Origin of the sequence: Aeromonas sp. 602658 (assembly GCF_049173005.1) — a bacterium.
Classification (GTDB): Bacteria; Pseudomonadota; Gammaproteobacteria; order Enterobacterales; family Aeromonadaceae; genus Aeromonas; species Aeromonas veronii_A.
In genome coordinates, this window is the sequence record NZ_JAAKRF010000030.1 from 1 (window position 1) to 26,360 (window position 26,360).

At 60.4% G+C, this 26,360-nt stretch carries 23 protein-coding genes and 1 tRNA gene; 15 read left to right on the forward strand and 9 right to left on the reverse strand.

Annotated elements, in window-relative coordinates; genetic code table 11:
* Positions 1–99: 99 nt before the first annotated feature.
* Positions 100–175, forward strand: a tRNA-Gly gene (locus G5253_RS16435).
* Positions 176–414: 239 nt separating this feature from the next.
* Here the strand turns inward: G5253_RS16435 and G5253_RS16440 are convergent.
* The 3 genes from G5253_RS16440 to G5253_RS16450 form a co-directional block, all read right to left on the reverse strand.
* Positions 415–624 (reverse strand): cold-shock protein, encoded by a 210-nt coding sequence (locus G5253_RS16440; protein WP_005338972.1) that lies wholly within the window; start codon positions 622–624, stop codon positions 415–417.
* A gap of 274 nt (positions 625–898) precedes the next feature.
* Entirely contained in the window at positions 899–1,567 is a 669-nt protein-coding gene (locus tag G5253_RS16445) for a LysM-like peptidoglycan-binding domain-containing protein (RefSeq protein WP_005349384.1), read from the reverse strand.
* Positions 1,568–1,666: 99 nt separating this feature from the next.
* A complete protein-coding gene (locus G5253_RS16450; protein ID WP_421203751.1) occupies positions 1,667–3,769 on the reverse strand; it encodes a methyl-accepting chemotaxis protein in 2,103 nt (700 codons plus the stop codon).
* A gap of 273 nt (positions 3,770–4,042) precedes the next feature.
* Between G5253_RS16450 and gltX the strand changes: the two genes are divergently transcribed.
* Positions 4,043–5,458: a glutamate--tRNA ligase gene (gltX, locus tag G5253_RS16455; protein ID WP_058057262.1), complete on the forward strand. Its 1,416-nt coding sequence runs from the start codon at positions 4,043–4,045 to the stop codon at positions 5,456–5,458.
* A gap of 140 nt (positions 5,459–5,598) precedes the next feature.
* Here gltX and G5253_RS16460 read toward each other — a convergent pair whose 3' ends face one another.
* The gene (locus G5253_RS16460; protein ID WP_421203753.1) at positions 5,599–6,849 is read right to left on the reverse strand and encodes a methyl-accepting chemotaxis protein; all 1,251 of its coding nucleotides are present in this window, start codon (positions 6,847–6,849) and stop codon (positions 5,599–5,601) included.
* Positions 6,850–6,949: 100 nt separating this feature from the next.
* Here G5253_RS16460 and G5253_RS16465 point away from each other — a divergent pair, with 100 nt between their 5' ends.
* The 11 genes from G5253_RS16465 (at position 6,950) to G5253_RS16515 (ending at position 21,009) form a co-directional block, all read left to right on the forward strand.
* Entirely contained in the window at positions 6,950–7,699 is a 750-nt protein-coding gene (locus G5253_RS16465; protein ID WP_421203755.1) for a potassium channel family protein, read from the forward strand.
* 152 nt (positions 7,700–7,851) lie between these two features.
* A complete protein-coding gene (locus G5253_RS16470) occupies positions 7,852–8,457 on the forward strand; it encodes a TIGR04211 family SH3 domain-containing protein (RefSeq protein WP_216952951.1) in 606 nt (201 codons plus the stop codon).
* 313 nt (positions 8,458–8,770) lie between these two features.
* Positions 8,771–11,935, forward strand: a complete 3,165-nt coding sequence (putA, locus tag G5253_RS16475; RefSeq protein WP_421203757.1) for a bifunctional proline dehydrogenase/L-glutamate gamma-semialdehyde dehydrogenase PutA — start codon at positions 8,771–8,773, stop codon at positions 11,933–11,935.
* 221 nt (positions 11,936–12,156) lie between these two features.
* The gene (gene nudC / locus G5253_RS16480; RefSeq protein ID WP_421203759.1) at positions 12,157–12,936 is read left to right on the forward strand and encodes an NAD(+) diphosphatase; all 780 of its coding nucleotides are present in this window, start codon (positions 12,157–12,159) and stop codon (positions 12,934–12,936) included.
* A 182-nt stretch (positions 12,937–13,118) separates the two neighbouring features.
* Positions 13,119–14,186: a uroporphyrinogen decarboxylase gene (gene hemE, locus G5253_RS16485; RefSeq protein ID WP_201908575.1), complete on the forward strand. Its 1,068-nt coding sequence runs from the start codon at positions 13,119–13,121 to the stop codon at positions 14,184–14,186.
* A gap of 112 nt (positions 14,187–14,298) precedes the next feature.
* On the forward strand, positions 14,299–15,228 hold the full coding sequence (locus G5253_RS16490) for an ROK family protein (protein ID WP_421203761.1): 930 nt from the start codon (positions 14,299–14,301) through the stop codon (positions 15,226–15,228).
* A 60-nt stretch (positions 15,229–15,288) separates the two neighbouring features.
* Positions 15,289–16,299, forward strand: a complete 1,011-nt coding sequence (epd, locus tag G5253_RS16495; RefSeq protein ID WP_005335438.1) for an erythrose-4-phosphate dehydrogenase — start codon at positions 15,289–15,291, stop codon at positions 16,297–16,299.
* Between the two features lie 61 nt (positions 16,300–16,360).
* Positions 16,361–17,524: a phosphoglycerate kinase gene (locus G5253_RS16500; protein ID WP_005340965.1), complete on the forward strand. Its 1,164-nt coding sequence runs from the start codon at positions 16,361–16,363 to the stop codon at positions 17,522–17,524.
* 115 nt (positions 17,525–17,639) lie between these two features.
* Entirely contained in the window at positions 17,640–18,719 is a 1,080-nt protein-coding gene (fbaA, locus tag G5253_RS16505) for a class II fructose-bisphosphate aldolase (RefSeq protein ID WP_005335434.1), read from the forward strand.
* A gap of 159 nt (positions 18,720–18,878) precedes the next feature.
* A complete protein-coding gene (locus tag G5253_RS16510) occupies positions 18,879–20,183 on the forward strand; it encodes an NAD(P)/FAD-dependent oxidoreductase (protein WP_421203764.1) in 1,305 nt (434 codons plus the stop codon).
* A 238-nt stretch (positions 20,184–20,421) separates the two neighbouring features.
* On the forward strand, positions 20,422–21,009 hold the full coding sequence (locus G5253_RS16515) for a hypothetical protein (RefSeq protein ID WP_421203765.1): 588 nt from the start codon (positions 20,422–20,424) through the stop codon (positions 21,007–21,009).
* Positions 21,010–21,063: 54 nt separating this feature from the next.
* Here G5253_RS16515 and G5253_RS16520 read toward each other — a convergent pair whose 3' ends face one another.
* From G5253_RS16520 to cutA, 4 genes are all read right to left on the reverse strand, one after another.
* Complete coding sequence (locus G5253_RS16520) at positions 21,064–21,477, reverse strand: hypothetical protein (RefSeq protein ID WP_042080037.1); 414 nt, start codon at positions 21,475–21,477, stop codon at positions 21,064–21,066.
* A gap of 70 nt (positions 21,478–21,547) precedes the next feature.
* A complete protein-coding gene (locus G5253_RS16525; RefSeq protein WP_421203767.1) occupies positions 21,548–22,039 on the reverse strand; it encodes a GNAT family N-acetyltransferase in 492 nt (163 codons plus the stop codon).
* Positions 22,029–23,828, reverse strand: a complete 1,800-nt coding sequence (locus tag G5253_RS16530; RefSeq protein ID WP_421203769.1) for a protein-disulfide reductase DsbD — start codon at positions 23,826–23,828, stop codon at positions 22,029–22,031. The genes G5253_RS16525 and G5253_RS16530 overlap by 11 nt, the downstream gene beginning before the upstream one ends.
* Complete coding sequence (gene cutA, locus G5253_RS16535; RefSeq protein ID WP_421203771.1) at positions 23,825–24,142, reverse strand: divalent-cation tolerance protein CutA; 318 nt, start codon at positions 24,140–24,142, stop codon at positions 23,825–23,827. The genes G5253_RS16530 and cutA overlap by 4 nt, the downstream gene beginning before the upstream one ends.
* Positions 24,143–24,386: 244 nt before the next feature.
* Between cutA and G5253_RS16540 the strand changes: the two genes are divergently transcribed.
* A complete protein-coding gene (locus tag G5253_RS16540; protein WP_069529227.1) occupies positions 24,387–24,743 on the forward strand; it encodes a hypothetical protein in 357 nt (118 codons plus the stop codon).
* Between the two features lie 162 nt (positions 24,744–24,905).
* Here the strand turns inward: G5253_RS16540 and G5253_RS16545 are convergent, their stop codons facing one another.
* Entirely contained in the window at positions 24,906–25,352 is a 447-nt protein-coding gene (locus tag G5253_RS16545) for a PACE efflux transporter (RefSeq protein WP_005335423.1), read from the reverse strand.
* Positions 25,353–25,477: 125 nt separating this feature from the next.
* Between G5253_RS16545 and G5253_RS16550 the strand changes: the two genes are divergently transcribed.
* Positions 25,478–26,359 (forward strand): LysR family transcriptional regulator, encoded by an 882-nt coding sequence (locus G5253_RS16550; protein ID WP_005335421.1) that lies wholly within the window; start codon positions 25,478–25,480, stop codon positions 26,357–26,359.
* The last annotated feature ends 1 nt before the right edge of the window (position 26,360 follow it).

The window sequence follows — 26,360 nt, forward strand, 5'->3', positions numbered from 1 at the left end:
CGGGAATAGCTCAGTTGGTAGAGCACGACCTTGCCAAGGTCGGGGTCGCGAGTTCGAGTCTCGTTTCCCGCTCCAAACATTTGTAAGTGACATTCCGTTGCGGGAATGGCTAAGTTGGTAGAGCACGACCTTGCCAAGGTCGGGGTCGCGAGTTCGAGTCTCGTTTCCCGCTCCAATCTCTCTTCGAAGCTTTCATAATCCCTTTGAATTACCCATCACATCGCGCTGCGATGCTTTGTCGTATCTGGCGTTTACTAGGCGCGTCTCTACCACCTCCTGCCAACAGGAAGGGGATGTGGGCTCATGGTGCGGATTGTACGAGGCAAGCGGTTGTGACTGGTGGTGGAAGGCGAGAATTGCGGGCAAAAAAGAGGAGGGGCCTTGGCTCCTCCTGCATGATTCACTGGCGCGGGCTTAGACCAGAGTAACGTTTTCAGCCTGAGGGCCTTTTTTGCCCTGGGTCACAGTGAACTGGACTTTTTGACCTTCAGCCAGGGTTTTGAAACCGGTGCTCTGGATGGAGGAGAAGTGAACGAATACGTCCGGACCCTGGGATTGTTCAATAAAGCCAAAACCCTTGGTTTCGTTGAACCATTTTACCTGGCCGGTGCGAATGTCAGACATGTGCTAAATCCTATCAATAACAAAATGAAACTAAGCCCGTGCTGGGCTGCATTTGCCTTGCAAGCAGGGGTTGGCTCATGACTGACCACGTCTCTTTGTCCCAGTAGCACGTAGAACAATCCCTGTCTAAAGCACAAACGATTGTACGTTAGCGCCGATCCTTGTCAATTTGACCCCTTTCGTTTTTTGAACAAGCTAAAAATATTGTGAAGTCAGTAGCTTATTTGAAGATATTTGACTGAAAAAAACGGGAGGCCAGCGCCTCCCGTTTTTATTATTCCTTGAGGGCGAACCCTTCGCCCTGCCGGTCGTAGCGATAAACCGCCTGACCGTAGGAGCGGATCTCCACCCGCTGGATGCGGCGGGTGTCGTCCACCAGGATGAAGATAGAGCGGCCCGATTGCAGGCGGGTCAGGGGGCGATCCGGTCCCTCGATGGCGATCAGGCGGCTCAGCTCGGCACCCGGCAACTCGAATTTACGCCAGATGGAGTAGAGGGTCTCACCCGCCTGCACATCGTGTTGCAGCCAGGTACCGTTGACCTTCTCTTCGACCGGCTTGGCTGCCGCGGGGGCACTGCCTGCCGCGCCATTACCGACAGTTAGAGCTTGAGCAGGTACGGCCAGCGGCACTTCCAGCGAGCCGGAAGGGGCTGCTTTGGGAACGGATGGTGCCGGCTCCCAGGCCAGTACCAGCAACCAGAGCGGGATCAGGATCAGCAGACCTATGGTGTTTTTGCGGGGCAGCGGGCTGGACAGCTTGAATTTGCCTGCTTTGGCATCCTGGCGGCGTTGGCCGAGGTTGCTCATCCCTTGGCCAAAACGTTGGCGCAGGGACAGGGTCGCGGCATTGATGCGATGGAGCAGGGATCCTTGTGATTCGTCTTGGCGACGCTGCTGGGCTCGTCTGTTATGGCCTCGTGGGCGACGGTCCGGGGTGGGCACGGCATTTACCTCTCACTACATTGCCTGCCATCAGGCAAATTCGTCGCCTATGGTAAACGGACTCGCCCCCGAGGGGGAGAGTCCTGAGGCGGAAAATTATCAGCTGAGACGAAATTGACCCAATAATTGCTGCAATTTGTCGGCCGCCTGACGCAATGCCTGACTGGTTTTGGCCATTTCGGTCGCATCCTGAGCAATGTCGTTGGCCAGTGCGTTGGTTTTTGACAGGTTGCCGGAGACGGTTTCTGAGACCGAGCTCTGCTCTTCGGCGGCGGAGGCGATCTGATAGGTCATGTCGTTGATGGTGGAGATGGCCTGGTAGATGCTGCCGAGCGCCTCTTCCGCCAGATCCGCCTCGCCCACCGCCTGATGGGTCAGCTGCTGGCTCTGGGTGATGGCGTTGACTGCATTGGTAGAGCTGAGGCGGATCTTCTCGATCAACTCCTGGGTGTTCTGCACCGCCTGCTGGGTATTACCCGCCAGTTTGCGCACCTCGTCGGCCACCACCGCAAAGCCGCGGCCCTGTTCGCCAGCCCGGGCAGCCTCGATGGCGGCGTTGAGGGCCAGCAGGTTGGTCTGGTCGGCAATCCCCTGAATGACGGTGAGGATGCTGGTGATCTGGGCGCTGTCGTGAGCCAGCCCTTCCACCACTTCGGCCCCTTTACCGGCTTCTGCCGCGACCTTGTGCATCGACTGGATCACCTGCTGGAAGCGCTCCTTGCCCTGATCGGCAGCGCTTTGCGCCTGTTTGGCCGAGTCGGCGGTATTGTTGGCGTGGGTGGCGACCTCCTGACTGACGTAGGACATCTCCTGTACCGCGGTCAGCATCTGCTCCATCTCGGCCTGATGATGCTGCAGATTGTTGTCGGTCTGACCGGCAATGCGATCGGTGTCACCGGCGTAGCGGTTCACCTCGCTGGCAGTCTTGAGCACATCCCCGAGCAACCCTTGCAGCTTGTCGATAAAGCGGTTGATCCCCTTGGCGAGATCCCCCAGCTCATCCACCGAGCGGGTCGTGAGGCGTTTGGTGAGATCCCCTTCACCATCGGCGATGTCATCCACCAGGCTGACCATCTGACGGATGGGGCCTGTGATGCTGCGTGCAATCACCAGCATGGTGGCCAGCGCCAGTACCAGTACGATAAAGGCACCGACCAGCTGCTGGGTCACCGCGGCCCGGTTCATCTCATTGAGCTGGCTCTCCAGCTGATCGGCCCCCGCCAGTACCACCTTGTAGGGCAGGGTGACGATGATGGCCCAGTTGCGGCTCATTCCCGGCACCATGATGGGGACGGAAATACGGAATGACTCGTCCAGCTCCTGACGCTGAACTTCCGGTTTCAGGTACTGCTGCCACTGGTTGCCCAGCACCTTACTTGCGCTGCTGCCGAGCAGGCTGGCATCACCGCTGGTGCCTGTGATGACACCGGCGGCGCTGACGATCAGGGTTTCCCCCTTGCCGTCATAGATGTTGCTGTTGAGGGACTGTGCCTGACGGCTGATGGAGTCCACCGCCAGATCCAGCGCGGCGATCCCCTTGAACTGACCATCCACCATGATGGGGGTGGTGATAGTGCTCACCAGCACCTGCTGACCGTTGATATCCACCTTGAAGGGATCGATCAGACAAGACCGTCCTTCCCGTTTCGGGCAGGCGTAGTAGTCGTTGGCGGGATTGCCGAATTCGTCCGGGTCGGTTTTTTCGATGGAGAGCAGCAGATCGGTGCCGATTTGATCCTTGTCGCGATAGAAATAGGGGACAAAGCGCCCCTTGCTGTCGCTACCGAGCGCGGTCTGACCGGCAAAGCTGGCATCCTGACCGTCGAAACCGTTGGGCTCGAAGCCGGCAAAGGCGCCATAGAGCTGGGGCTCCAACGCCAATTGTGCCTTGAGCAGGTCGGTGGCCTGCTGGCGATCCAGCGGTAGTTTGCCCTGTTGTTGCAGGGCGAGGGCGCTGGCCATCTGCTGGGTGTAGGAGAGCCCTTTTTGCAGCAGCTGGGTGATGGTGGCCGCCTCGGCGCGGGCATTGGCGCTGACCTTCTGCCATGCCTCCTGCTGCAGCGCTTCACGGCTGGAGCTGATGGTCAGTTGTTGGGTCTGTTGGCCGGAGTATTGGTTGAGCAGGATCAGGATGACCAGGGCTGCGGTCATGGCGATCCCGGCCATCACTAGAATGCGATTCTGGATAGAACGGAACTGCATCGTCTCTTCCTTGTTCGTGAGAAGTGTGGTGAGCGTTATTTGGGTATCGACCGGAGGAGGCAGCTCTCCAGCATTGTGCATAGCAAATCGGAAACGGGGCTTCTGTTTTGCGATCCTCTTCAAATATCGGGCTACAGATGCAAATGGCGACAGATTTAACCCCCTACTTTAGCCCGCAATGGCGTCATGGTTTTCCCATCCGTGATTGTCGGTGCTAAAATGCGACGGTTTTTTTAACGAATTGGCCCAAGGCCCTCTACACAAGGCTTAAAGATGAAAGTCAAAACCCGTTTTGCTCCCAGCCCGACCGGCTTTTTGCATGTCGGCGGTGCCCGTACCGCACTCTATTCCTGGTTGTTTGCAAAGAACCAGGGCGGTGAGTTCGTGCTGCGTATTGAGGATACCGATCTGGAACGTTCCACTCAGGAGGCAATCGACGCCATCATTGAGGGCATGGAATGGCTGGAGCTGAACTGGGATGAGGGCCCCTACTACCAGACCAAGCGCTTCGATCGCTACAACGCTCTGATCGACGAGATGCTGGCCGATGGCCGCGCCTACAAGTGCTACTGCTCCAAAGAGCGTCTGGAAGCGCTGCGCGAAGGCCAGATGGCCAACGGCGAGAAGCCACGTTACGACGGCAAGTGCCGCGACCACGCCCACGATCACCCGGCCGATGCGCCGCACGTGATTCGCTTCCGCAACCCGACCGAAGGTTCCGTGGTGTTCGATGACCACGTCCGTGGCCGCATCGAGTTCGCCAACACCGAGCTGGACGATCTGATTATCCGCCGTACCGACGGCGCGCCGACCTACAACTTCTGCGTAGTGGTCGATGACTGGGATATGGAGATCACCCACGTGGTGCGTGGTGAAGACCACATCAACAATACCCCGCGCCAGATCAACATCTACAAGGCGCTGAACGCGCCGGTACCTGAGTTTGCCCACGTATCCATGATCCTGGGTGACGACGGTGCCAAGCTCTCCAAGCGCCACGGTGCAGTCTCCGTGATGCAGTACCGCGACGACGGCTACCTGCCGGAAGCGCTGCTGAACTATCTGGTGCGTCTGGGCTGGTCCCACGGCGATCAGGAGATCTTCAGCCTGGAAGAGATGATCAAGCTGTTCAGCCTGGATGCCATCTCCAAGTCTGCCTCCGCCTTCAACACCGACAAGCTGTTGTGGCTGAACAACCACTACATGCGCAGCCTGGATCCGGCCTATGTTGCCAAGCATCTGGCATGGCACATGGAAAACCAGAAGATCGACACCAGCAATGGCCCGGCGCTGGCCGACGTGGTCACCCTGCTGGCCGAGCGCTGCAACACCCTGGTCGAGATGGCCGCCCAGAGCCGCTACCTGTTCGAAGAGTACGAGGCCATCGACGAAGCCGCTGCCAAGAAGCACCTGCGCGGCGTGGCTGCCGAGCCGCTGGCTCTGGCCAAAACCAAGCTGGCTGCACTGGATAGCTGGACTACCGAAGCGCTGCACGAGCTGATTGAAGCCACTGCCGCCGAGCTGGGTCAGGGCATGGGCAAGGTTGGTATGCCGCTGCGTGTGGCCGTCACCGGTCTGGGTCAATCCCCTGCCATCGACGCCGTAATGGCATTGGTGGGCAAGGAGCGCGTACTGGCGCGTATCGACCGCGCACTGGCTTACATCGAAGCCCGTATGGCTGCCGAGTAAGTTGTGCAAGAGTGGGCAAGGCGATAGCCGAGCCTGCCCTTTGTCCGATAGAAAAAATCCGAAACCACTGGTTTCGGATTTTTTTATGGCCGGGAGCGGCGGCAGGGCACAACGCGGTCATGCCCGACCAGGGCGAGCAGTCAGGCGAGCTTGAAGGAGTGGATCTGGCTGTCGAGCTCCTTGCTGTGCTGTTCGACCAGCTCGGAGGCCTCTTGCAGCTCGCGCAGCACCACGACGGAGCCTTCGGCAATCTGCTTGACCTGTTCCAGATTGCCGCGCATCTCTTCGGCGACCGAGCTCTGCTGCTCGGAGGCGGCGGCGATGTGGCGGTTCATGTCGGCGACACCCTGTACCCGCTGCACTATGGTGGCGAGCTGGGTACCGGCCTGGGTCACCTGTTCCACCCCCTTGTCGGCCTGCTGTACGCTTTGGGCCATCAGTTCGCCAGCCTGGTGGGCATTGCCCTGCAGCTGTTCGATCATCTTCTGGATCTCGACGGTGGCGGCCTGAGCCCGGTTGGCCAGCTCGCGCACTTCGGAGGCCACCACGGCAAAGCCACGACCCGCTTCACCGGCGCGAGCCGCTTCGATGGCTGCGTTCAGTGCCAGCAGGTTGGTCTGCTCCGAGATGCCGCGAATGGTGTCGACCACAGAGCCAATGCGCTCGACCCCCTGCTCCACCTCGTTGACCACGGTGGCGGAGCGCTGGATGTTGCCGGAGAGGGTGTCGATGGTGCTGACGGTATCGGCGACGCAGCGGCTTCCCTCTTCCGCCAGCTGGCTGGTTTCGGCGGTGGCGTGAGAGGCCTGATCCGCATGGGCAGCCACTTCGCGAATGGCGCCGACCATCTGGCTCATGGCGCTCGCCAGCTGTTCGATCTGGGTGAACTCTTCGTTGATCGCTTCGTTGGTCTCCTCCATGCAGAGGGTGACCTGAGAGGCGATGTCGTTGAGCTCCTTGCAGGCGGCGCGCTGGTTGTTAAACACTGCTTTGAGGTTCTCCTGCGAGTGGGAGACCGCCTTGGCGATGTCACCGAATTCATCCCGAGATTTGAGCAACACCTTGTGACTGAGATCCCGCTTGGCGAAGCGCTCCAGCAGATCCACCAGATAGTGCACCTGCTTGACCATCAGGCGGGAACCGGTCATCAGCAGGATCACGAACAGCAGACCCATGATGGTGGTCTCCATCAGGCCGCTCCAGAGCAGGCGGTCGGCAATGGCGTTGGCTTTGTCCGGATCAAGCCCCTCGCTGAGCAGGGTGGTCTCCAGATTGTTGGTATCAAACCAGAGTTTGGTCAGTAGCAAAATGGTACTCACCACCATCAGCAACACCACTTTCGGCACCAGCCGAATGTTGCTCATCCGCTTCTCCAGCAGGTTCAACTGCATCGTAAAATCTCCTTTGAATATCGCTTTTCCTTTGCCCTCAAGGCTATCGGCATTATCTTCTCTTTTATTAATTCGCACTGTGCTTAAAGTTGGAAAATGTATGCGACATCACTTAACTCATCTACGGGCGATGGATCTGCTGATGGCATTTCTGTCGATTGTCTCGGTTCTGCTGGTGACGGCCCGCTGGTGGGGCCACGAAACCCTAACTCCCCAGACCCTGCAGCTCTTCTATGACCTGGACAGTCTGATCTGCTACTTCTTCCTCGCGCATTTTGCTTATGGCTGGATCCGTGCTCCAGACCGCAAAGCCTACTTCAAGGCAAACTGGTTCTATCTGCCGGGTAGTCTGCCGATGGTGGAGCAGCTGCGTTGGGCCCGACTGCTCCAGTTGTGGCGGGTCTATCAACTGTTCAAGGAGCACCCGGATCTCTGGGCCATGTTCCGTCGCGAGCGCAACGAGACCACCCTCTCCGGCATCCTCTTCCTCTTCGTCCTGCTGCTGGGATTGGGCTCCGGCGTCATGTACTGGATTGAGTCGGGCCAGCCCGGCAGCCAGATTGAGACCCCCTATGACGCCTTCTGGTGGACGCTGGTGACCCTGTCGACCGTGGGCTATGGCGATCTGGTACCCAAGACCGAGGAGGGGCGTTTTGTCGCCAGCCTGCTGATCCTGTTCGGGGTCGGTCTGTTTGGTGCCATAAGCGGTTTTATGGCCAGCATCTTTTTGCAGCCTGCCAAGGAGAGCGAGACCGACAAGTGGCGTCATCACTACAATAACCAGCAAGAGGAGTTGCTGCGAGAGATCCGCGCCCTGCGCAGCGAGGTGCGCGAGCTCAAGAAGAAGTAAGGTTGTCGCACGGGAGCGCAAGTTGCGAGCCAGCTCCCAGCTATCGGTTGTGGCAGAGCGGGGGAGGTGCTTTTTCTTTGCTTGTCCTTTAGCCTGCTGGCGGCTTAACATTCAACCTCTTGTCCACACCAGAAAAAGAGAACCGATCGACCATGCGCGCCCTTCTCGGGATTTTGATCTGCTTGTGTGCCCAACAGGCACTGGCCGATACCCGTTATGTTTCAGACAACATCTTTACCTATATCCACAATGGTCCGGGTACCCAGTACCGGATCCTCGGTAGCGTCAAGGCTGGTGAACCGCTGGAGGTGAAGGCTGTGAACGGCGAGGCCGGATTCACCCAGGTGGTGGACGGGCGTGGCCGCGAAGGGTGGATAAAAAGCAGCGAACTACAGAGTGAGCCCAGCTTGCGTGAGCGGCTCCCTCAGGTTGAAAAGGAGCGGGATGAGCTCAAGGCCCGCCTGCAAAATCTCAACGGTGACAACGAGAAACGCTTTACCGAAAAGGATGGCCAGATCGCTGCCCAGAGCAAGGAGATCGCCGCTCTCAAGGCCCAGTTGGTCAGTCAGGGTGAGGAGATGAGCAATCTCAAAGAGCAGAATGATGCCCTGACCCAGAGCTACGACAACCAGGAGCACGACATGCAGATGGACTGGTTTATCCGTGGTGGTGCCATGGTGGGGGCCGGTATCCTGCTTGGCATCCTGCTGCCCATGCTGCCCCGTCGTCGCAGTCGTGGCGATCGCTGGATGAACTGACAGCCTCTGGCTGAATGAATTGCTGAGAAGGGTCGCCGTGGCGGCCCTTCTTTTTTGGGGCGCATTGGGCGGAATGCGTGGCTGCTTTGCGATAGAGCAGCGGCAGATCGTATACAAAATGAAGTCAGATGACCCTCACGCTTGCTGGCGTATTGGCTTCAAAAGGGAATTCATAGGGGGAATGAGCGATCTTTGTTAAAGAGTGGCAACAAATTCATTTCATATAGGGTGCAACATTGTATACATTATCGGCGTTTCGGCGGCGCGTCCGCCTTTGTCGATATCAGCCCTAGGGCGTACAGGAAGACCCCATATGTTCAAAGCTACTCAAGTGCTTGCCGCTGACTATATCCCCTCCGATCTAGCCGCCCTGCGCGAAGCCATCACCCAAAACTACGTGGTGGATGAAAATGCCTATCTGGCCGAACTGTCGGCCATGCTGCCGGGAGATGGCGCCTCGCTGGAGCAGGTGACCCAGCGTGCCCGTACCCTGGTGACCAAGGTGCGCAAGGAGAGCGGCTCCGGTGACGGTATCGACGCCTTCCTGCAGGAGTACAGTCTGGATACCCAGGAGGGGATCATCCTGATGTGTCTGGCCGAGGCGCTGCTGCGGATTCCCGATGCCGAGACCGCCGATGCCCTGATCAAGGACAAGCTCTCCGGCGCCAACTGGTCCTCCCATTTCCGCAAGAGCGATTCCACTCTGGTCAACGCCTCTACCTGGGGGCTGATGCTGACCGGCAAGATAATCAAGCTCGACAAAAAGCTGGACGGCAACCCGGCCAACCTGCTGGGGCGCATGGTCAACAAGCTGGGGGAGCCGGTGGTGCGCTCTGCCATGTATGCCGCCATGAAGATCATGGGCAAGCAGTTCGTGCTGGGGCGCGACATGAAGGAGGCGCTCAAGGCGAGCCGCAAATCCCGCGAGCTGGGCTACACCCACACCTATGACATGCTGGGCGAATCGGCGCTGACCATGCAGGATGCCGACAAGTATCTGACCGATTATCGTAACGCCATCGAGGCTGTCGGCAACGAGCGCATCAGCGACGGCGGCCCGGCCCCTTCCATCTCCATCAAGCTCTCGGCACTCCATCCGCGCTATGACGTGGCCAACCGCGAACGGGTGCTCGGCGAAATGTGCGAGCGGCTGGTGGGGCTGGTGCGTCTGGCCCGCGACAAGGATGTGGCCATCAGCATCGACGCCGAGGAGATGGACCGCCTCGAGCTGTCGCTGGACTTGTTCGAGCTGCTCTACCGCTCCGATGCCAACCTTGGCTGGGGCAAACTCGGCATGGTGGTGCAGGCTTACTCCAAGCGCGCTCTGCCGGTACTCTGCTGGCTCACCGCGCTGGCCCGCGAGCAGGGTGACCTCATTCCGGTGCGACTGGTAAAAGGCGCTTACTGGGACAGCGAACTGAAATATGCCCAGCAGGCGGGCCTGCCCGGCTACCCGCTGTTTACCCGCAAGGCGGGTACCGATATCTCCTACCTCGCCTGCGCCCGCTACCTGCTGAGCGAGCCGACTCGCGGCTTTATCGCCCCCCAGTTTGCCACCCATAATGCCAATACCGTGGTCAGCATTCTGGAGATGGCTGGCGATCGCCAGTTCGAGTTCCAGCGTCTGCACGGCATGGGGGAGGAGCTGCACAACGCCGTGCTGAACGACAATCCCGGCCTGCACTGCCGCATCTATGCGCCGGTCGGCGCCCACAAGGATCTGCTGCCCTATCTGGTGCGCCGCCTGCTGGAGAACGGGGCCAACACCTCCTTCGTTCACAAGCTGGTGGATCCCAATACCCCGGTGGACTCGCTGGCCGAGCATCCGCTGCGCACCCTCAAGCGCTACTCCGGCTTTGCTAACGACCGGATTCCGCAGCCGGTGAACCTCTTCACCGACCGCAAGAACTCCAGCGGCGTCAACATGAACATCCTCTCCATCCAGCGCCCCTTCTTCGTCCGCTTGAAAGAGCTGGAGAGCAAGCAGTGGCTGGCGGGCCCCATCGTCGATGGCGAGACCCTCAAGCGCAGTGAGGCGCGCACCGTGCTGAGCCCGCAGGATGTGAGCCTCACCGTCGGCAAGATCCACTGGGCCGACGAGCAGGCGGTGGAGCAGGCCTTAGCATCCGCCCACGCCGCCTTCCCGCGCTGGCGTGAAACCCCGGTGAGCGAGCGTGCCGCCGCGCTGGAGAAGCTGGCGGATCTGCTGGAAGCGCACCGCGAGCAGTTTGTCTCCCTCTGTACCCGCGAGGCGGGCAAGCTGCTGCAAGATGGCATCGACGAGGTGCGTGAAGCGGTCGATTTCTGCCGCTACTACGCGGTGCAGGCCCGCAGCCTGATGGGGCAGGCGACCCTGCTGCCCGGTTACACCGGCGAGCAGAACGAGCTGTTCCTGCAGGGGCGCGGGGTGTTTGTCTGCATCAGTCCGTGGAACTTTCCGCTGGCGATTTTCCTCGGCCAAATCGCTGCAGCGCTGGCCACCGGCAACACCGTTATCGCCAAACCGGCGGAGCAGACCGGCCTTATTGCCCATCTGGCGGTGACTCTGGCCCATCAGGCTGGTATTCCGGGCGACGTGCTACAGCTGCTGCCCGGTGACGGCGCCACCGTGGGTGCCAAGCTGACAGCGGATCCGCGTATCGGCGGCGTCTGCTTCACCGGCTCCACCGAGACCGCCAAGCTCATCAACATGACCCTGGCCCAGCGCGATGGCGCCATCCTGCCGCTCATCGCCGAAACCGGCGGCCAGAACGCCATGATTGTCGACTCCACCGCGCTGCCGGAGCAGGTGGTGCGCGACGTGGTGAGCGCCGCCTTCCAGAGCGCCGGTCAGCGCTGCTCGGCCCTGCGGGTGCTCTACCTGCAGGAGGAGATTGCCGAGCGGGTGCTGGAGATCCTCACCGGCGCCATGCAGGAGCTGAAAGTGGGCAACCCGGCCGAGCACAACACCGACGTCGGCCCGGTGATCGATGCCGATGCCAAGGCCGGTCTCGATGCTCACCTCGCCTACATGATCCCGCGTGCTCGCCTGATTGCCCAGGCGCCGATGCCCGCCGCGACCATGGAGGGACACTTCGTCCAGCCGACCGCGCTGGAGATCGGCTCCATCCGCGAGCTGGTGAAGGAGCAGTTCGGTCCCATCCTGCACGTGGTGCGCTACGCCACCCGGGATCTGGACAAGGTGATCAGCGACATCAACGGCACCGGCTATGGCCTGACGCTCGGGATCCACAGTCGCAACGAATCCCACGCCGAGGAGCTGGCAAGCTGCATCAATGTGGGTAACGTCTACATCAACCGTAACCAGATCGGCGCCATGGTCGGGGTGCAACCGTTCGGCGGCCAGGGGCTCTCCGGCACCGGCCCCAAGGCGGGCGGCCCCCACTACCTGAGCCGCTTCGTTACCGAGAAGACCCGCACCATCAACACCACTGCAGTGGGCGGCAACGCCTCCCTGCTGGCGATGGGCGATGCCTGATCCGCGTCGATAGAAACCGGATACGGGATGCCGGATAACAACGGGCCGCCTTCGGGCGGCCTCTTTATTTGCACCATCCGTTTTTTACGAATGGGACAATCGGCCACGACGGGGTCGTCAGCGACCCGTGCTGGTCGTAAGATGGGAGCCATTCGCGCGGCGTTTGCCCCTTGCTCGGCCAGCCGTGGTCAGGGTTCTGTTTTAACGAGAGTGTTTATCCGATGTCATTAACTGAACAAGCCCGCTGGTTCGTGCTGGGGGGCGATCATCTGGTACTGCTCGATCAGCAGGGTCAGGTGCCACAGGGTAGTAAAGCGTGCCTGCCCGCAGCGCTGGCTGACGCCCCTTTCGAGCGTTTTGACGAGTGGCAGGGGCTGCCCTGCTATCTGCTCGATCTGGGTGATGAGACTGACACGAGCGCTATGAGCCCTCTGCGCCAGCTGATGGTGGCGGGGGACGAAGAGGGCTTTCGTCTCGCTGGCCGCGCCTGGCAGCTCGCCACCTTCCGCCGCACCCACCGTTTCTGCGGCGAGTGCGGCGCCCCCATGACCCCGAAGGCGGGGGAGTGGGCGCAGGTGTGCCAGCAAGGGCACAGCGTCTATCCGCGCATCTCCCCCTGCATTATCGTGGCGGTGCGCAAGGGGCCGGAGATCCTGCTGGCGGCTCATCGCCGTCACTATCAGGCGGACGATCCCATGTATACCGTGCTGGCCGGCTTTGTGGAGGCGGGGGAGAACCTCGAGCAGTGTGTGGCACGGGAGGTGTTCGAGGAGAGCGGCATCCGGGTGCGCAATGTGCGCTATGTGGCGAGCCAGCCCTGGCCCTTCCCTCACAGCCTGATGATGGGCTTTACCGCCGACTACGAGAGCGGCGAGATCCGGGTGCAGGATGACGAACTGGTCGCCGCCGCTTTCTTTGCCGCCGACCGGCTGCCGCGTTTGCCGCCTCACGGCACCATTGCCCGGCGGCTGATCGAGTTGTCACTGGCTGGCGAGGGGTAACGAGGCGCTTATCTTTTCGCCAACCTTTTTGCACTTCTTTTTAAAAACGGGGCGATCTGGTTTGCGCCCCTTCACATCTTTGCAACCGTGCGCCCATTTGCCACGTTTTGGGCAGTCCGATCCGGTGGGCAAAGTGGTATTATGGCCGCCATTTTATGCGTGATACGAACTCAGGAACTGGGATGAAAGAGCTGAAGAACGATCGATACCTGCGCGCTTTGCTGCGTCAGGACGTGGATATGACCCCGGTATGGATGATGCGCCAGGCTGGCCGTTATCTGCCGGAATACAAGGCGACTCGCGCCCAGGCGGGGGATTTCATGTCCCTGTGCCGCAACGCCGAGCTGGCCTGTGAAGTCACCCTGCAGCCGCTGCGCCGCTACCCGCTCGATGCCGCCATCCTCTTCTCCGACATCCTCACCGTGCCCGATGCCATGGGGCTCGGTCTCTACTTCGAGCAGGGTGAAGGCCCGCGCTTCGAGCGTCCGATCACCTCCATGGCCGATGTGCAGGCGCTGCCCCTTCCGGATCCGGAAGATGAGCTGGGCTACGTGATGAACGCGGTGCGCACCATCCGCCGCGAGCTGAAGGGCGAAGTGCCGCTGATCGGCTTCTCCGGCAGCCCATGGACCCTGGCCACCTACATGGTGGAGGGGGGCAGCTCCAAGGCGTTCACCAAGATCAAGCAGATGATGTATGCAGAGCCGCAAACCCTGCACCTGCTGCTCGACAAGCTGGCCGACAGCGTGATTGCCTACCTCAACGCCCAGATCAAGGCGGGTGCGCAGGCTGTCATGGTGTTCGACACCTGGGGCGGCGTGCTCACCCCGCGCGATTACCGCGACTTCTCCCTGCAGTACATGCACAAGATTGTCGATGGCCTGATCCGCGAGCACGACGGTCGCCGCGTGCCGGTCACCCTGTTTACCAAGAACGGTGGTCAGTGGTTGGAGCAGATTGCAGCCACCGGTTGCGATGCGCTGGGTCTGGACTGGACCACAGACATTGCCGACGCCAAGCGTCGGGTCGGTGACAAGGTAGCGCTGCAGGGCAACATGGATCCCTCCATGCTCTACGCCACTCCTGCTCGCATCCGTGAAGAGGTCGCCTCCATTCTGGCCGGTTTCGGTCACGGTAATGGCCACGTATTCAACCTCGGCCACGGCATCCATCAGGATGTGAACCCGGAACACGCTGGCGTGTTTGTCAACGCGGTACACGAGCTCTCCGCCCAGTACCACGGTCGCTAAGGCCGGGGTGGGAGAAGAATAGTTTGTTTGAAATCCGGGGCCGTCAGGCCCCGTTTTACATTAAAAAATGGCGCCGCGATGACGAGAGCGTGGCGGCCGTGCAGGAGGCAAGATGAGCAGCAAGTCACTGGATTGGGGTATCGATCTTGGCGGTACCAAGTGTGAATGCGTGGTGCTGGATGGCGACGAGGTGCTGCTGCGCCACCGCATCCCCACCGAGCGGGCTGGCGGTTATGAGCACATGATCGGCCAGATCGCCAAGCTGGTAGCTGAGTGCGCCGAGAAGATTGGCCAGCGCCCGGCCGTCATCGGCATGGGCACGCCGGGGGCGCGGGATCCGCAGACCGGCCTGATGAAGAACTGCAACACCACCGAGCTCAACGGCAAGCCGTTCAAGGAGGATCTGGAGCGCAAGCTGGGCGTGCCGGTACTGATTGCCAACGACGCCAACTGCTTCGCGCTGGCAGAAACCCATTTGGGGGCGGTGCGCCAGCACCACCCCGATGCCAAGGTTGTATTCGGCATCATCATGGGCACCGGGGTCGGCTCCGGTATCGTCATCAACGGCCAGATCCTCAACGGCCACCACGGCATCGCCGGTGAGTGGGGCCACAACGTGCTTTCCCCTGATGGCCCCGAGTGCTACTGCGGCAAGCGTGGCTGCGTCGAGACCCTGATCAGCGGTCCGGCGCTGGAGGCCTGGTACGAGGCGAAGGCCAAGCGCCACCTCTCGCTCGCCCAAATCGCGGCCGCCACGGCTCACGATCATGTGGCCAAGCTCACCATCGACCGGCTGCACCTGCTGTTTGGTCAGGCGCTGGCCAATGTGGTCAACATTCTCGACCCGGATGTGATCGTCATCGGCGGTGGGGTGGGCAATGTGCAGAGCCTTTACAGCGCCGGACGGCAGACAATTTTGCCCTTCCTCTTTAATCCCCGCTTCGCAACCCCCATTATTGCTCCTGCCCTGGGTGACAGTGCCGGGGTATTCGGGGCCGCACTGCTGGCCCGCGGTGAATTCAAGGAGGCCCTGCTGTCGTAGCCGGGGCTCCCGGGTGGCCGGTGTGCCGCCCTGTTGCTGGTTAAAGGAAACGGATTCTCGATGATCAAGATTGCCATCAATGGTTACGGGCGGATCGGTCGCAACGTGTTGCGAGCCCTCTATGAAAGCGGGCGCGACAAGACCATCAAGATCGTCGCCATCAACGAGCTGGCGGCCCCCGAGGCCATGGTGCACCTGACCCGTTACGATACCAGTCACGGTCGCTTCCACCATCCGGTGCAACTGGCGGGCAACAGCATGCTGGTGGGGGAGGATCTCATCTCCCTGTTTGCCGAGCGGGATCCGTCAAAGCTGCCGTGGCGGGCGCTGGGGGTGGATGTGGTGCTCGATTGCACCGGGGTGTTTGGCTCGCGGGCCGATGCCGAGCTGCATCTGGCTGCGGGGGCGGGCAAGGTGCTCTTCTCCCACCCGGCGGATGCCGATGTGGATGCCACCGTGGTCTACGGGGTCAACCATCATACCCTCACCGGAGCGGAGCGGATCGTCTCCAACGCCTCCTGTACCACCAACTGCGTGGTGCCGGTGATTGAAACATTGCATCGAGAATTCGAGATAAATTGTGGTACTATTACGACAATTCATTCGGCCATGCATGATCAGCAAGTCATCGATGCCTACCACAGTGACTTGCGCCGAACCCGCGCTGCCAGTCAGTCCATCATTCCGGTGGACACCAAGCTGGCAAAGGGGCTGGAGCGTATCCTGCCCCACTTCGCCGGCAAGTTTGAGGCGATCGCGGTGCGGGTGCCGACCATCAATGTAACAGCGATGGATCTCAGTATTACTGTTCGTAAAAAAGTGACAGTTACTGACGTAAATCAAGCCCTGCAACGGGCATCCAGAGGTACATTACACGGTATTCTGGATTACACGGAAGAACCTCTGGTCTCCGTAGACTTCAATCATGATGCACACTCCTGCATCATTGATGGTACCCAGACCCGGGTGAGCGATGCCAACCTCGTCAAGATGTTGATGTGGTGCGATAACGAATGGGGCTTCGCAAACCGGATGCTGGATACCACCCGGGCCATGATGGCCGCAGGCTGAGCCTGCCCCGGGCGAAAGGTTACTGTTTTTAACATTACCTGGAAAATATAGAGGACTGAATATGTCTGTTATCAAGATGACTGACCTGGATCTGGCGGGTAAACGCGTTCTGATCCGTGCTGACCTGAACGTACCGGTAAAAGACGGCAAGGTCACCTCCGATGCACGTATCGTTGCGACTCTGCCGACCATCAAGCTGGCTCTGGAAAAGGGCGCCAAGCTGATGATCACCTCCCACCTGGGTCGTCCGACCGAGGGTGAATACAACGAAGAATTCTCCCTGGCTCCGGTTGTCAACTATCTGAAAGACGCTCTGTCCTGCCCGGTTCGCCTGGCCAAGGATTACCTGGATGGCGTAGAAGTCGCTGCCGGTGAGCTGGTTGTACTGGAAAACTGCCGCTTCAACAAAGGCGAGAAGAAGAACACCGAAGAGCTGGCCAAAAAATACGCCGCCCTGTGTGATGTCTTTGTAATGGATGCGTTCGGTACTGCTCACCGCGCCGAAGGTTCCACCTACGGTGTGGCTCAGTTCGCTCCGGTCGCTTGTGCCGGCCCGCTGCTGGCGGGTGAACTGGAAGCCCTGGGCAAAGCCATGCTGAAGCCCGAGCGCCCGATGGTTGCCATCGTTGGCGGCTCCAAGGTCTCCACCAAGCTGACCGTTCTGGAATCCCTCTCCAAAATCGCTGACCAGCTGGTTGTCGGTGGTGGCATCGCCAACACCTTCATCGCTGCTGCCGGTCACAACGTCGGCAAGTCCCTGTGCGAGCACGACCTGATCGACACCGCCAAGAAACTGGCTGCCGAGACCAACATTCCTGTGACCACCGACGTGGTTGTAGGTGCCGAGTTCTCCGAGTCCACTCCGGCTACCATCAAGTCTGTTAACGATGTGACCGACGGCGACATGATCTTCGACATCGGCCCGGATTCTGCCAAGGCCCTGGCTGACATCATCATGAACGCCAAGACCATCCTGTGGAACGGCCCGGTTGGTGTATTCGAGTTTGACCAGTTTGCTGAAGGCACCAAGGTTATCGCTGAAGCCATTGCTGCTTCTCCGGCCTTCTCCATCGCTGGCGGTGGTGACACCCTGGCTGCCATCGACAAGTTCGGCATCGCTGACAAAGTCTCCTACATCTCCACTGGCGGCGGCGCCTTCCTGGAGTTCGTAGAAGGCAAGGTTCTGCCGGCTGTTGCGATTCTGGAACAGCGCGCCAAAGCCTAATTGACCCGGAACGGGGGGCAAAAGCCTCCCGTTTCGTTTATCATGTGCCCGCTGTGCCGGTTCATGATGAACCCCCCATTTTTTATTAACGGCATACGAGACAGGACGATTAAACATGTCTAAGAAAATTTTCGACTTCGTAAAACCCGGCGTGATCACTGGTGATGACGTTCAGAAAGTGTTCGCCATCGCTAAAGAGAACGGCTTTGCTCTGCCGGCCGTAAACTGCGTTGGTACCGACTCCGTGAACGCCGTACTGGAAGCTGCCGCCAAGGTTAAAGCGCCGGTTATCGTTCAGTTCTCCAACGGTGGTGCCGTGTTCACCGCCGGTAAGGGTCTGAAGCTGGAAGGTCAGAAAGCTGCCATCCTGGGTGCCATCTCCGGTGCCAAGCACGTTCACGCTGTTGCCGAAGCCTACGGCGTGCCGGTAATCCTGCACACCGACCACGCTGCCAAGAAGCTGCTGCCGTGGATCGACGGTCTGCTGGAAGCGGGCGAGAAGCACTTTGCTGAAACCGGCAAGCCGCTGTTCTCCTCCCACATGCTGGATCTGTCCGAAGAGTCTCTGGAAGAGAACATCGACATCTGCTGCGAGTACCTGACCCGCATGGCCAAGATGAACATGACTCTGGAGCTGGAACTGGGTTGCACTGGTGGCGAAGAAGACGGCGTTGACAACAGCCACATGGATCAGTCCGCTCTGTACACCCAGCCGGAAGATGTTGCTTACGCTTACGAGCGTCTGTCCAAGATCAGCCCGCGTTTCACCATCGCTGCCTCCTTCGGTAACGTACACGGTGTATACAAGCCGGGTAACGTCAAGCTGACCCCGTCCATCCTGGACGCTTCCCAGAAGTACGTTTCCGAGAAGTTCGGCATCCCGGCCAAGTCTCTGGACTTCGTATTCCACGGTGGTTCAGGTTCCACTCTGGAAGAGATCCGCGAGTCCATCTCCTACGGCGTAGTGAAGATGAACATCGACACCGACACCCAGTGGGCAACCTGGGAAGGTCTGCTGAACTTCTACAAGAAGAACGAAGCTTACCTGCAAGGCCAGCTGGGCAACCCGGAAGGCGCCGACAAGCCGAACAAGAAGTACTACGACCCGCGCGTATGGCTGCGTGAAGGTCAGACTTCCATGATCGCTCGTCTGGAGAAAGCATTCTCCGACCTGAACGCCATCGACGTACTGTAATTCGTTACAGCACCTTGATTGCATGAAAAGGCGCCCTTCGGGGCGCCTTTTGCATTTCTGTGATCCGCACCGGTTGGTGAGTGGAGGGGGAACTGGGTATTATCGAAACAACTTTGCTTATTTTATTAAACAATTTGCAACCAAGGCAGGATGCTGAGTATGCAGGCAGGAAAGCACAACGGATATCAGGAGCACGTCGCCTCCTACTACGCGGCCACCCGCAACGACTCGCAACAGTGGCCTGAGCTGGAGGGGGAGCACAAGGCTGACGTCTGCATCATCGGCGGCGGTTTTACCGGTCTCAATACCGCCATCAATCTGGCGGATGCCGGTTACAAGGTCGCCTTGCTGGAGGCCAACCGTATCGGCTGGGGCGCCTCCGGGCGCAACGGCGGTCAACTTATTCGCGGTATTGGCCACGATACCAGCCAGTTTGTCCGCTGGATTGGTGAGGAGGGGGTGCGCGAACTCGACCTGATGGGGCTGGAGGCGGTGCAGCTGGTACGCGAGCGGGTCGAGCGTTTCAAGATCGAGTGCGATCTCACCTGGGGCTACTGCGATCTGGCCACCCGTCAGCGCCATCTGGCTGGCTTTGAAGAGGATCTCGCGCATCTGGCGAGCCTCGGCTATGAGCACGAACTCAAGCTGGTCCCGCAGGAAGATATCCATAGCGTGGTGGGGTCGGATCGCTATATCGGCGGTCTTATCGACATGGGCTCCGGCCACCTGCATCCCCTCAATCTGGCGCTCGGCGAGGCGCGCGCCGCCGCCAGCCTCGGGGTTTCCCTGTTCGAACACTCTCGGGTGACCCATATCGAGTACGGCAAGCAGGTTGAAGTGACCACGGCTCATGGGCGGGTCACCGCCGATTATCTGGTGATCGGCTGCAACGCCTATCTCAACGACCTCAATCCAGAGCTGGGGGGGCGGGTGCTACCTGCCGGTTCCTACATCCTCGCCACCGAGGTGCTCGATCGCCGCTTGCGCCAGAGATTGCTGCCGCAAAACATGGCGGTGTGCGACCAGAACGTGGCGCTCGACTACTACCGCCTCTCTGCCGATGGCCGCCTGCTGTTTGGCGGCGCCTGCAACTATTCGGGGCGAGACCCGAAGGATATCAAGGCCTTTATGTTGCCCAAGATGCTGCGAGTCTTCCCCGAGCTGGCTGGCACTGCCATCGAGTTTCAGTGGGGCGGCATGATCGGGATCGGCGCCAACCGGCTGCCGCAGATTGGCCGCTTGAAGGCTCACCCCAACGTGCTCTATGCCCAGGCCTATTCGGGTCACGGCCTCAACGCCACCCATATGGCGGGCAAGCTGGTGGCCGAGGCGATCCGCGGCGAGAGCCGGGGTTTCGATCTCTTTGCCAGCGTGCCCCATATCACCTTCCCCGGCGGCCCGGCGCTGCGCTCTCCGCTGCTGGCACTGGGAATGTTGTGGCACCGGATGAAGGATATCTTCTGACCCCCATTGTCAGCCTGCGCAGTGATGGCTGAACGCCAGCCCCCTTGCCAACCTCTTGTTTATAGCGGGTTAGCACTATCGTTCCGCCTGATAGACCAAAAGATGCATTCGCGCCAATCTCGTCCGGTTGGCGCTATCTTTTAGGTGTGAGAGCGGTTATCTGCCAATGGGCAAAGGGTTGTCAGATTGCCGGAATATTTGCCGAAAATGGCCAGGGGGCGGGGAGAGGAGGGCCAAGATGGAGATAAATGTAATCGCGTCAGGCGGGCTCAGCCCGCTGTCGCAACGGCAGGGTTCTCCCGCCGTGCAGGCACCGGAGAGGGCCGCATCGTCGCCATCAACGGGCAGCGACAGCCGGATGGTGCGCGACCTTAGCGCTGTGCTGGATGAGCTGGGGCTGTCACCGCAAGGGGAGAGCAGTGGCGGTGGCACTGTTTCAATCAGGGACTCGCTGGAAGCGTTCATCAACACCATGATGGGCTCCCTGCAACAGCAGCAGGAGCAACAGTTGGCATTGCAACAACAGCGGCAAGAGCAGGAACAGCGCAAACTCGCCATCGCCGACAACAGCGAAAACCCGCTCAAGCGGGATCTGGAGCGCCTGCTGGAGACGCTGGATCAGCAGGGCGGACAGGGAAAAGAGAGCGAGCAAGGGGCCGAAAGCGAAGCGGTGAACCCCTTGCAGAACCAGCTGACCAAGCTGCTGGAGAGCAGTGGTGCGGCAGAGAGCGGGGTCACCCTCAAGGAGGTGCTGTCAGGGTTGGCCAGCAAGTTGCCGAGCGAAACCGCCGAGCGAAAAGGGTATCGGGTCGATACCCAGGTTTGAGCTGGTTGGCAACGGCAGTCCAGTCGTTGCAGAGCATAAGGGGCGGAAAGCGCTTTATTGGGCCGGTTCCGCCAGCCGCCAGCCCTGTTCGTCCTTCATCATCCACACCTCGGCCTCTTGTGGCAGCACCTGGCCCGCCTCGAACTCGCCATATTTGCGCTCGAGCTCCATCAGCCCCATCTCCTGCTGGAAGGGGCCAACCCGGTCGTAGACCAGATCCTCGTCGTGCAACACCTGCAACTGATCGAGCCCCTGCTTGAAGTGGAGCTGGTAACTCACCTTGACCAGATAGACCCCCTCCATCCGCTCCTCCTTGCCGAGGATGGTGAAGTCGCTGATATCGAACAGGTTGGCGTCTGTCTCGGCCAGCAGCTTGGCGGTGACCTGCTGGCGGATATCCTCTTCACCGGGCCCTGCACTGCAGCCATAAAGCCAGAGGGCTAGCAGGGGGATGAACCACTTTTTCATCAAAACTCCGGACAAGTGCAAAACGAGAGGGGCGATTGTGCCACGCGAATGCGCGGCGGCAAACCTCGGCTCACGGTTCCAGTGAACGTTCCAGCACGATGGCCTCGGCCCGATAACCAGCCAACTCGCGGCGATAGCACTCGGTGAAGCCTCTGCGCAGCCAGAAGAATAGAGCACTCTCATTGCTGGCAATCACTGACAGGCGAAGACGGGTAGCCCCCCATGAGCTTGCCAGCGTGCAGGCGTGAAGATAGAGCGACTGACCACGGCCACTCCCTTGCCAGGGTTCCCCCACCAGTAACAGACCCAGATAGGCGGTGTCTGGATTGGGGTAGCCGCGCAGCAGATCAATGACAGCGGTGAGCTCTCCCTGCTCCCAGCGGCCGATGAGATGTTTGTCGGAGAGAGGTAGGCCGGATGGGCAGGCGACAAGTTCCTCTTCTCCTGCCTGTGCAGAGAGAGGGTCATTGCTCACCGCCGCCTGATAGGAGGGGGCCTGCTCGAACAGCCGCTGCAAGGCAGGTGCATCGCTTGTCTGCAGCCGACGCAACTCAGTGTGCATCACTTACCATCTCGAGATGTTTGGCAAAGGGGATAGGCCCCATAAAACCGGTGACCCGCTGCCCTGTCAGCTCCTTGCCCTCGCGGTCGAAGAAGATGAGGGTCGGCAGCCCCAGCACATTGAGGCCGTTGAGCAGCTCGATATCGGCATCGTCGTTGGCGGTAACATCCGCCTGCAGCAGCACCATCTGGCCGAAGTGCTCCCGCACCGCGGGATCGCTGAAGGTCTTGTGCTCGAACTCCTTGCAGGCGACGCACCAGTCGGCGTAGAGGTCGAGCAGCACCGGTTTGCCGCGGGCGGCGGCCAGCTGCACCTTGAGATCATCCAGCGTCTTGATGCGGATAAACCGCGGCGCCGTTTGACTGGCATCCGCCGTGAGGGCAGCAGGGGTGGCCGGTTGCAGCAGATCCTTGCCCACCACCACGGCGCTGATCATCGCCAGCAACAGCACGAAGCCGCGCACGCTTTTGGCCACCGAGTGGGGCTGGTGCTGGTTGTGGTGATAGAGATAGCCGCACAGCAGCAGCCCCCAGCCAAGCCAGGCGAGGGTAGTAACTTGATCGCTCCAGAGCCGTGACAGCAGCAGGATCGGCACCGCCAGCAGGGCAAAACCAAACAGCTGCTTGATCACATCCATCCAGGCGCCTGCTTTGGGCAGCAGCTTGCCACCCGAGGTGCCGAGCAGCAGCAGCGGCAGGCCCATCCCCAGTGACAGCGCATAGAGCGCCGCCCCGCCGAGCCAGAGATCGCCGCTCTGGGCCACGTAGATCAGCGCCCCCGAGAGCGGCGCCGTGGTGCAGGGGGAGCAGACCAGCCCGGAGATCATCCCCATGATGGCAACCCCGACTACTGAGCCCCCCTGCTGGCGGTTGGAGAGACCGGAGAGCCGGGTTTGCAAACTGCTCGGCAGTTGCAGGGTGTAGAGTCCGAACATGGAGAGGGCCAGCAGCACGAACATCACCGATAGACCGATCAGCACATAGGGGTGTTGCAGCGCAGCCTGGAATTTCAGCCCTGCCGAGGCCACTACCAGCCCCAACAAGGTGTAGGTGACCGCCATCCCCTGCACATAGACAAAGGAGAGCAGGAAGGCGCGACCGGTGGAGAGGCGATGACCGGCGCCGGCGATGATGCCGGTCAGGATTGGGTACATGGGGAAGACGCAGGGGGTGAAGGCGAGCCCCAGCCCCAGCGCGAAGAAGGCGACGATGCTGAGCCAGAACCCCTGATGGCCGAGGGCGGCGGCCAGCTGATCCTGCTGGCTAACCGGTGCGACGCTTTGTGCCGTATCAGCAGTGGACGCTGTGGTTGCCGTGACCAGCGGGGCCACGTCGATCAGTTTGTCGGTCGGCGGGTAGCAGAGGCCGTCGGTACAGCCCTGATAGCGCACCCGCAGGGTGGCATTTTCCCCCACCTCCTTTAGCGGCACCACGATGCTCACCTGCTGGTAGTAGACCCGGGTCTTGCCGAAGAAGTCATCCTCGTGCTCGGTGCCTTCCGGCAGGGTCGGCTCGCTGAAGGTGAGGTTGTTCCCCTTGAAACGCAGGCTGTGGCGATAGAGGTAGTAATCGTCGGCGATGTGGAGGGTCAGCAGCAGCTGATCGCCGCGCTGTTCGCTCTCGATCTGAAAGGCCTCATCGACCTGCAAAAATTTGGGTTTGGCGTTGGCCTCAATGCCCAGCGAGCTGAGCAGATCGGCGCCGCTGGCGTGGGCTGGGGAGCTGCCCACCGCTGTCATCAGCAGGGCGCAGAGCAGCAGCAGGGGAGAGAGCAAGCGGTTGAACGTCATGGGGTCTCCCCATTGAGCCAGTCCAGATAGGCAGGTAGTCCGGCACTTACCGGCAGGGCCAGCAGCTCGGGCACCTCATAGGGGTGATTGGCCTGAATACATGCCTGCAGCTCGGCAAAGCGCGATTGACGGGATTTGATGATGAGCTGGATCTCGGTGGCGCGCTCCACCTTGCCTTGCCAACGATAGACGGAGGTAATGCCCGGCAGTTGATTGATGCAGGCGGCCAGCCGCTGGTTCAGCAGCTGTTTGCAGAGAAGGTCGGCACTGGTTTGATCTGGGCAGGTGCAGAGCACCACAATGGCGTCGGTCATAAAGCGGATCTTCACCTCGTTGGGGTAAACCGGGCAGGCGCCCTTGCCGTCTCATCCCTTTCCGCGGATGAAGGTGAAAAAAGCGCCTGAAAATCAGCGGCTACTATACCCCAGAGCCACTGCAAATAGCATCTGTAGCCATTTGTGAGCCAGCGCCAAAAATTTGTGGGGGGCATGAGATAGACGCTGTCATGGGGACAGGGCAGAATGAGCGGGCTTGTTCCCAATTGACGTAAGGAAATGTATGACCCAACAGAATGAGCAGCAGAGAAACCGCATGTTGAGCCTGCTGCGCGAAGGTGAGCGCCGCATGTTGGTTCAATTGGCCGGACTGCTGCGCACGACCGCCGATGAAATCAATGCCGAGCTGGAGAAAGAGGAGCTGATGGCCACCCTGGAGCAGCCCATCACGGTGGAGTATCTCAACGGCGTGGTGCAGCACCATCTGTTCGAGCGCAAACACAAGGGAGATATGGCGGTTGCTCAGCAGATCCTGAGCGATTATCAGAGCGAGCTGGAAGCGCTGCAGGCCGCCCAGGCGCAGCCTGAAGAGGCTGTCGCAACTGATGAGAGCGGCGAAGAGCTCAAGGCCCAGGCCTGAGCGACGGGCAGGCCTGAATCCTTACCTCTGAATCAGCCGGCCTGCCAGCGCTGATCCCTCTTGCGGCCCCATCATGTCTGCCATGATGGGGCCGTGTCGTTTCTTCTGTAGTCTTTCCTTGTTGCCCTTCACTTCTTGGTTTCAATCCAACGGATTCGTGCCTTAGCGCGCCTCTTGTGGCATGCCGTGCGGCACTTCGCGGGGGATGGGGAACACCTTGTCATAGCCCCAGTTGTAGACGAAGGCATAGATCAGGTAGAAGACGACGAAGCCCAGATCCAGCACCAGCGCCTCCAGCATGCTGACGCTCAGCCACCAGGACATGACCGGCAGCGCGACGATCAGCAGACCGCCCTCAAAGCCGAAGGTATGCAGCACCCGTTGCCACAGGGTCTTGTGGGTATGGCCCTGATATTTGAGCAGCAGCTTGTCGACCCCGATGTTGTAGATGTAGTTCCAGACCGTGGCCAGCACCGAGAAGAACAGTGCCAGCGGGCCCATATGGTTTAGCCCGACCCCGGTAACCCAGCTGGCCAGCGGGGCGGCAATCAGCAGGCCAATGAATTCAAAGCCAATGGCATGGCGCAGGCGATCGTTACGGGTACGCATAAGTCACTCTCTCAATCAGGTTCATTCACGAATTGCTGGTTAATCTATAGAACTTTAGCGATAGATTCATGTTGGTATCCATCGCTAAAATAGATGGATTGGAGAGCTTGCCGGAGGGCCACAAGATGACGCCATCACTGGAACAACTGAGGATCTTGCTGGCGGCCGCCGAAACTGGCTCGTTTTCCGCTGCCGCCCGCAAGCTGGGCAAGGCGCAGTCGGTGGTGAGCAGCGCCATCGCCAATCTGGAGATCGATCTGGCGCTCACCCTGTTTGACCGCAGCGGCCGCTATCCGCAGCTGACGGAGGCGGGGGCCCGCATGGTGCAGGAGGCGGGGATCCTGCTGGCGCAGAGTGAACGGTTGCAATCCATTGCCGGAGAGCTGGCGGCCGGGGTGGAGACGCGCCTCACTCTGGCCATCGATGATGACTCCCACCTCCCCTGGCTCGGCACCCTGCTGGAGGAGTTCGCCACTCGCTACCCGACCGTGGAGCTGGAGCTGCTCTTCCCGCTGATGGAAGATGTGACCGAGATGCTGGTGACCGGTCGGGCCCAGCTCGGCATCAGCTATCAGAAAGTGCATCCCCAGCGGGAGATTGTCGCCCATTCGCTGGGGGAGGTGACCATGCCGCTGGTGGTGTCACCGGATCATCCGCTGGCCCGCAAGCAGCCGCTGCGGGAGGTCGATCTGCAGGGGGCACGCCAGCTGATGGTCACCGGCCGACGGGAAGGGAGCGAGCGCCAGCGTTTTCGTATCTCGGCTCAGGTGTGGTGGGTCGAGGGGGATCTCGGGGTGCTGGAGCTGGTCAAACGGGGTCTTGGCTGGTCCGCGATTCCGGAATTTCTGCTGCATCAACCGCTGAAGCGGGGCGAAGTAGTGGTGCTGGAGCCCGACTTTATCGCCAGCCACGCGCTGGCGCTGGAGCTGCAGTGGCATCGCGCCCGCCCGCTGGGGCAGGCGGGGCGCTGGCTGAAGGAGGCACTGCTGGCGCGGGTGCCTCGCTAGC

Excerpts from the sequence above, each read along its gene's own strand:
- G5253_RS16440 (WP_005338972.1), bottom strand. The coding sequence starts at position 624 with ATGTCTGACATTCGCACCGGCCAGGTAAAATGGTTCAACGAAACCAAG.
- G5253_RS16450 (WP_421203751.1), bottom strand. The coding sequence starts at position 3,769 with ATGCAGTTCCGTTCTATCCAGAATCGCATTCTAGTGATGGCCGGGATC.
- gltX (WP_058057262.1), top strand. The coding sequence starts at position 4,043 with ATGAAAGTCAAAACCCGTTTTGCTCCCAGCCCGACCGGCTTTTTGCAT.
- G5253_RS16460 (WP_421203753.1), bottom strand. The coding sequence starts at position 6,849 with ATGCAGTTGAACCTGCTGGAGAAGCGGATGAGCAACATTCGGCTGGTG.
- G5253_RS16465 (WP_421203755.1), top strand. The coding sequence starts at position 6,950 with ATGCGACATCACTTAACTCATCTACGGGCGATGGATCTGCTGATGGCA.
- G5253_RS16470 (WP_216952951.1), top strand. The coding sequence starts at position 7,852 with ATGCGCGCCCTTCTCGGGATTTTGATCTGCTTGTGTGCCCAACAGGCA.
- putA (WP_421203757.1), top strand. The coding sequence starts at position 8,771 with ATGTTCAAAGCTACTCAAGTGCTTGCCGCTGACTATATCCCCTCCGAT.
- nudC (WP_421203759.1), top strand. The coding sequence starts at position 12,157 with ATGTCATTAACTGAACAAGCCCGCTGGTTCGTGCTGGGGGGCGATCAT.
- hemE (WP_201908575.1), top strand. The coding sequence starts at position 13,119 with ATGAAAGAGCTGAAGAACGATCGATACCTGCGCGCTTTGCTGCGTCAG.
- G5253_RS16490 (WP_421203761.1), top strand. The coding sequence starts at position 14,299 with ATGAGCAGCAAGTCACTGGATTGGGGTATCGATCTTGGCGGTACCAAG.
- epd (WP_005335438.1), top strand. The coding sequence starts at position 15,289 with ATGATCAAGATTGCCATCAATGGTTACGGGCGGATCGGTCGCAACGTG.
- G5253_RS16500 (WP_005340965.1), top strand. The coding sequence starts at position 16,361 with ATGTCTGTTATCAAGATGACTGACCTGGATCTGGCGGGTAAACGCGTT.
- fbaA (WP_005335434.1), top strand. The coding sequence starts at position 17,640 with ATGTCTAAGAAAATTTTCGACTTCGTAAAACCCGGCGTGATCACTGGT.
- G5253_RS16510 (WP_421203764.1), top strand. The coding sequence starts at position 18,879 with ATGCAGGCAGGAAAGCACAACGGATATCAGGAGCACGTCGCCTCCTAC.
- G5253_RS16515 (WP_421203765.1), top strand. The coding sequence starts at position 20,422 with ATGGAGATAAATGTAATCGCGTCAGGCGGGCTCAGCCCGCTGTCGCAA.
- G5253_RS16520 (WP_042080037.1), bottom strand. The coding sequence starts at position 21,477 with ATGAAAAAGTGGTTCATCCCCCTGCTAGCCCTCTGGCTTTATGGCTGC.
- G5253_RS16525 (WP_421203767.1), bottom strand. The coding sequence starts at position 22,039 with ATGCACACTGAGTTGCGTCGGCTGCAGACAAGCGATGCACCTGCCTTG.
- G5253_RS16530 (WP_421203769.1), bottom strand. The coding sequence starts at position 23,828 with ATGACGTTCAACCGCTTGCTCTCTCCCCTGCTGCTGCTCTGCGCCCTG.
- cutA (WP_421203771.1), bottom strand. The coding sequence starts at position 24,142 with ATGACCGACGCCATTGTGGTGCTCTGCACCTGCCCAGATCAAACCAGT.
- G5253_RS16540 (WP_069529227.1), top strand. The coding sequence starts at position 24,387 with ATGACCCAACAGAATGAGCAGCAGAGAAACCGCATGTTGAGCCTGCTG.
- G5253_RS16545 (WP_005335423.1), bottom strand. The coding sequence starts at position 25,352 with ATGCGTACCCGTAACGATCGCCTGCGCCATGCCATTGGCTTTGAATTC.
- G5253_RS16550 (WP_005335421.1), top strand. The coding sequence starts at position 25,478 with ATGACGCCATCACTGGAACAACTGAGGATCTTGCTGGCGGCCGCCGAA.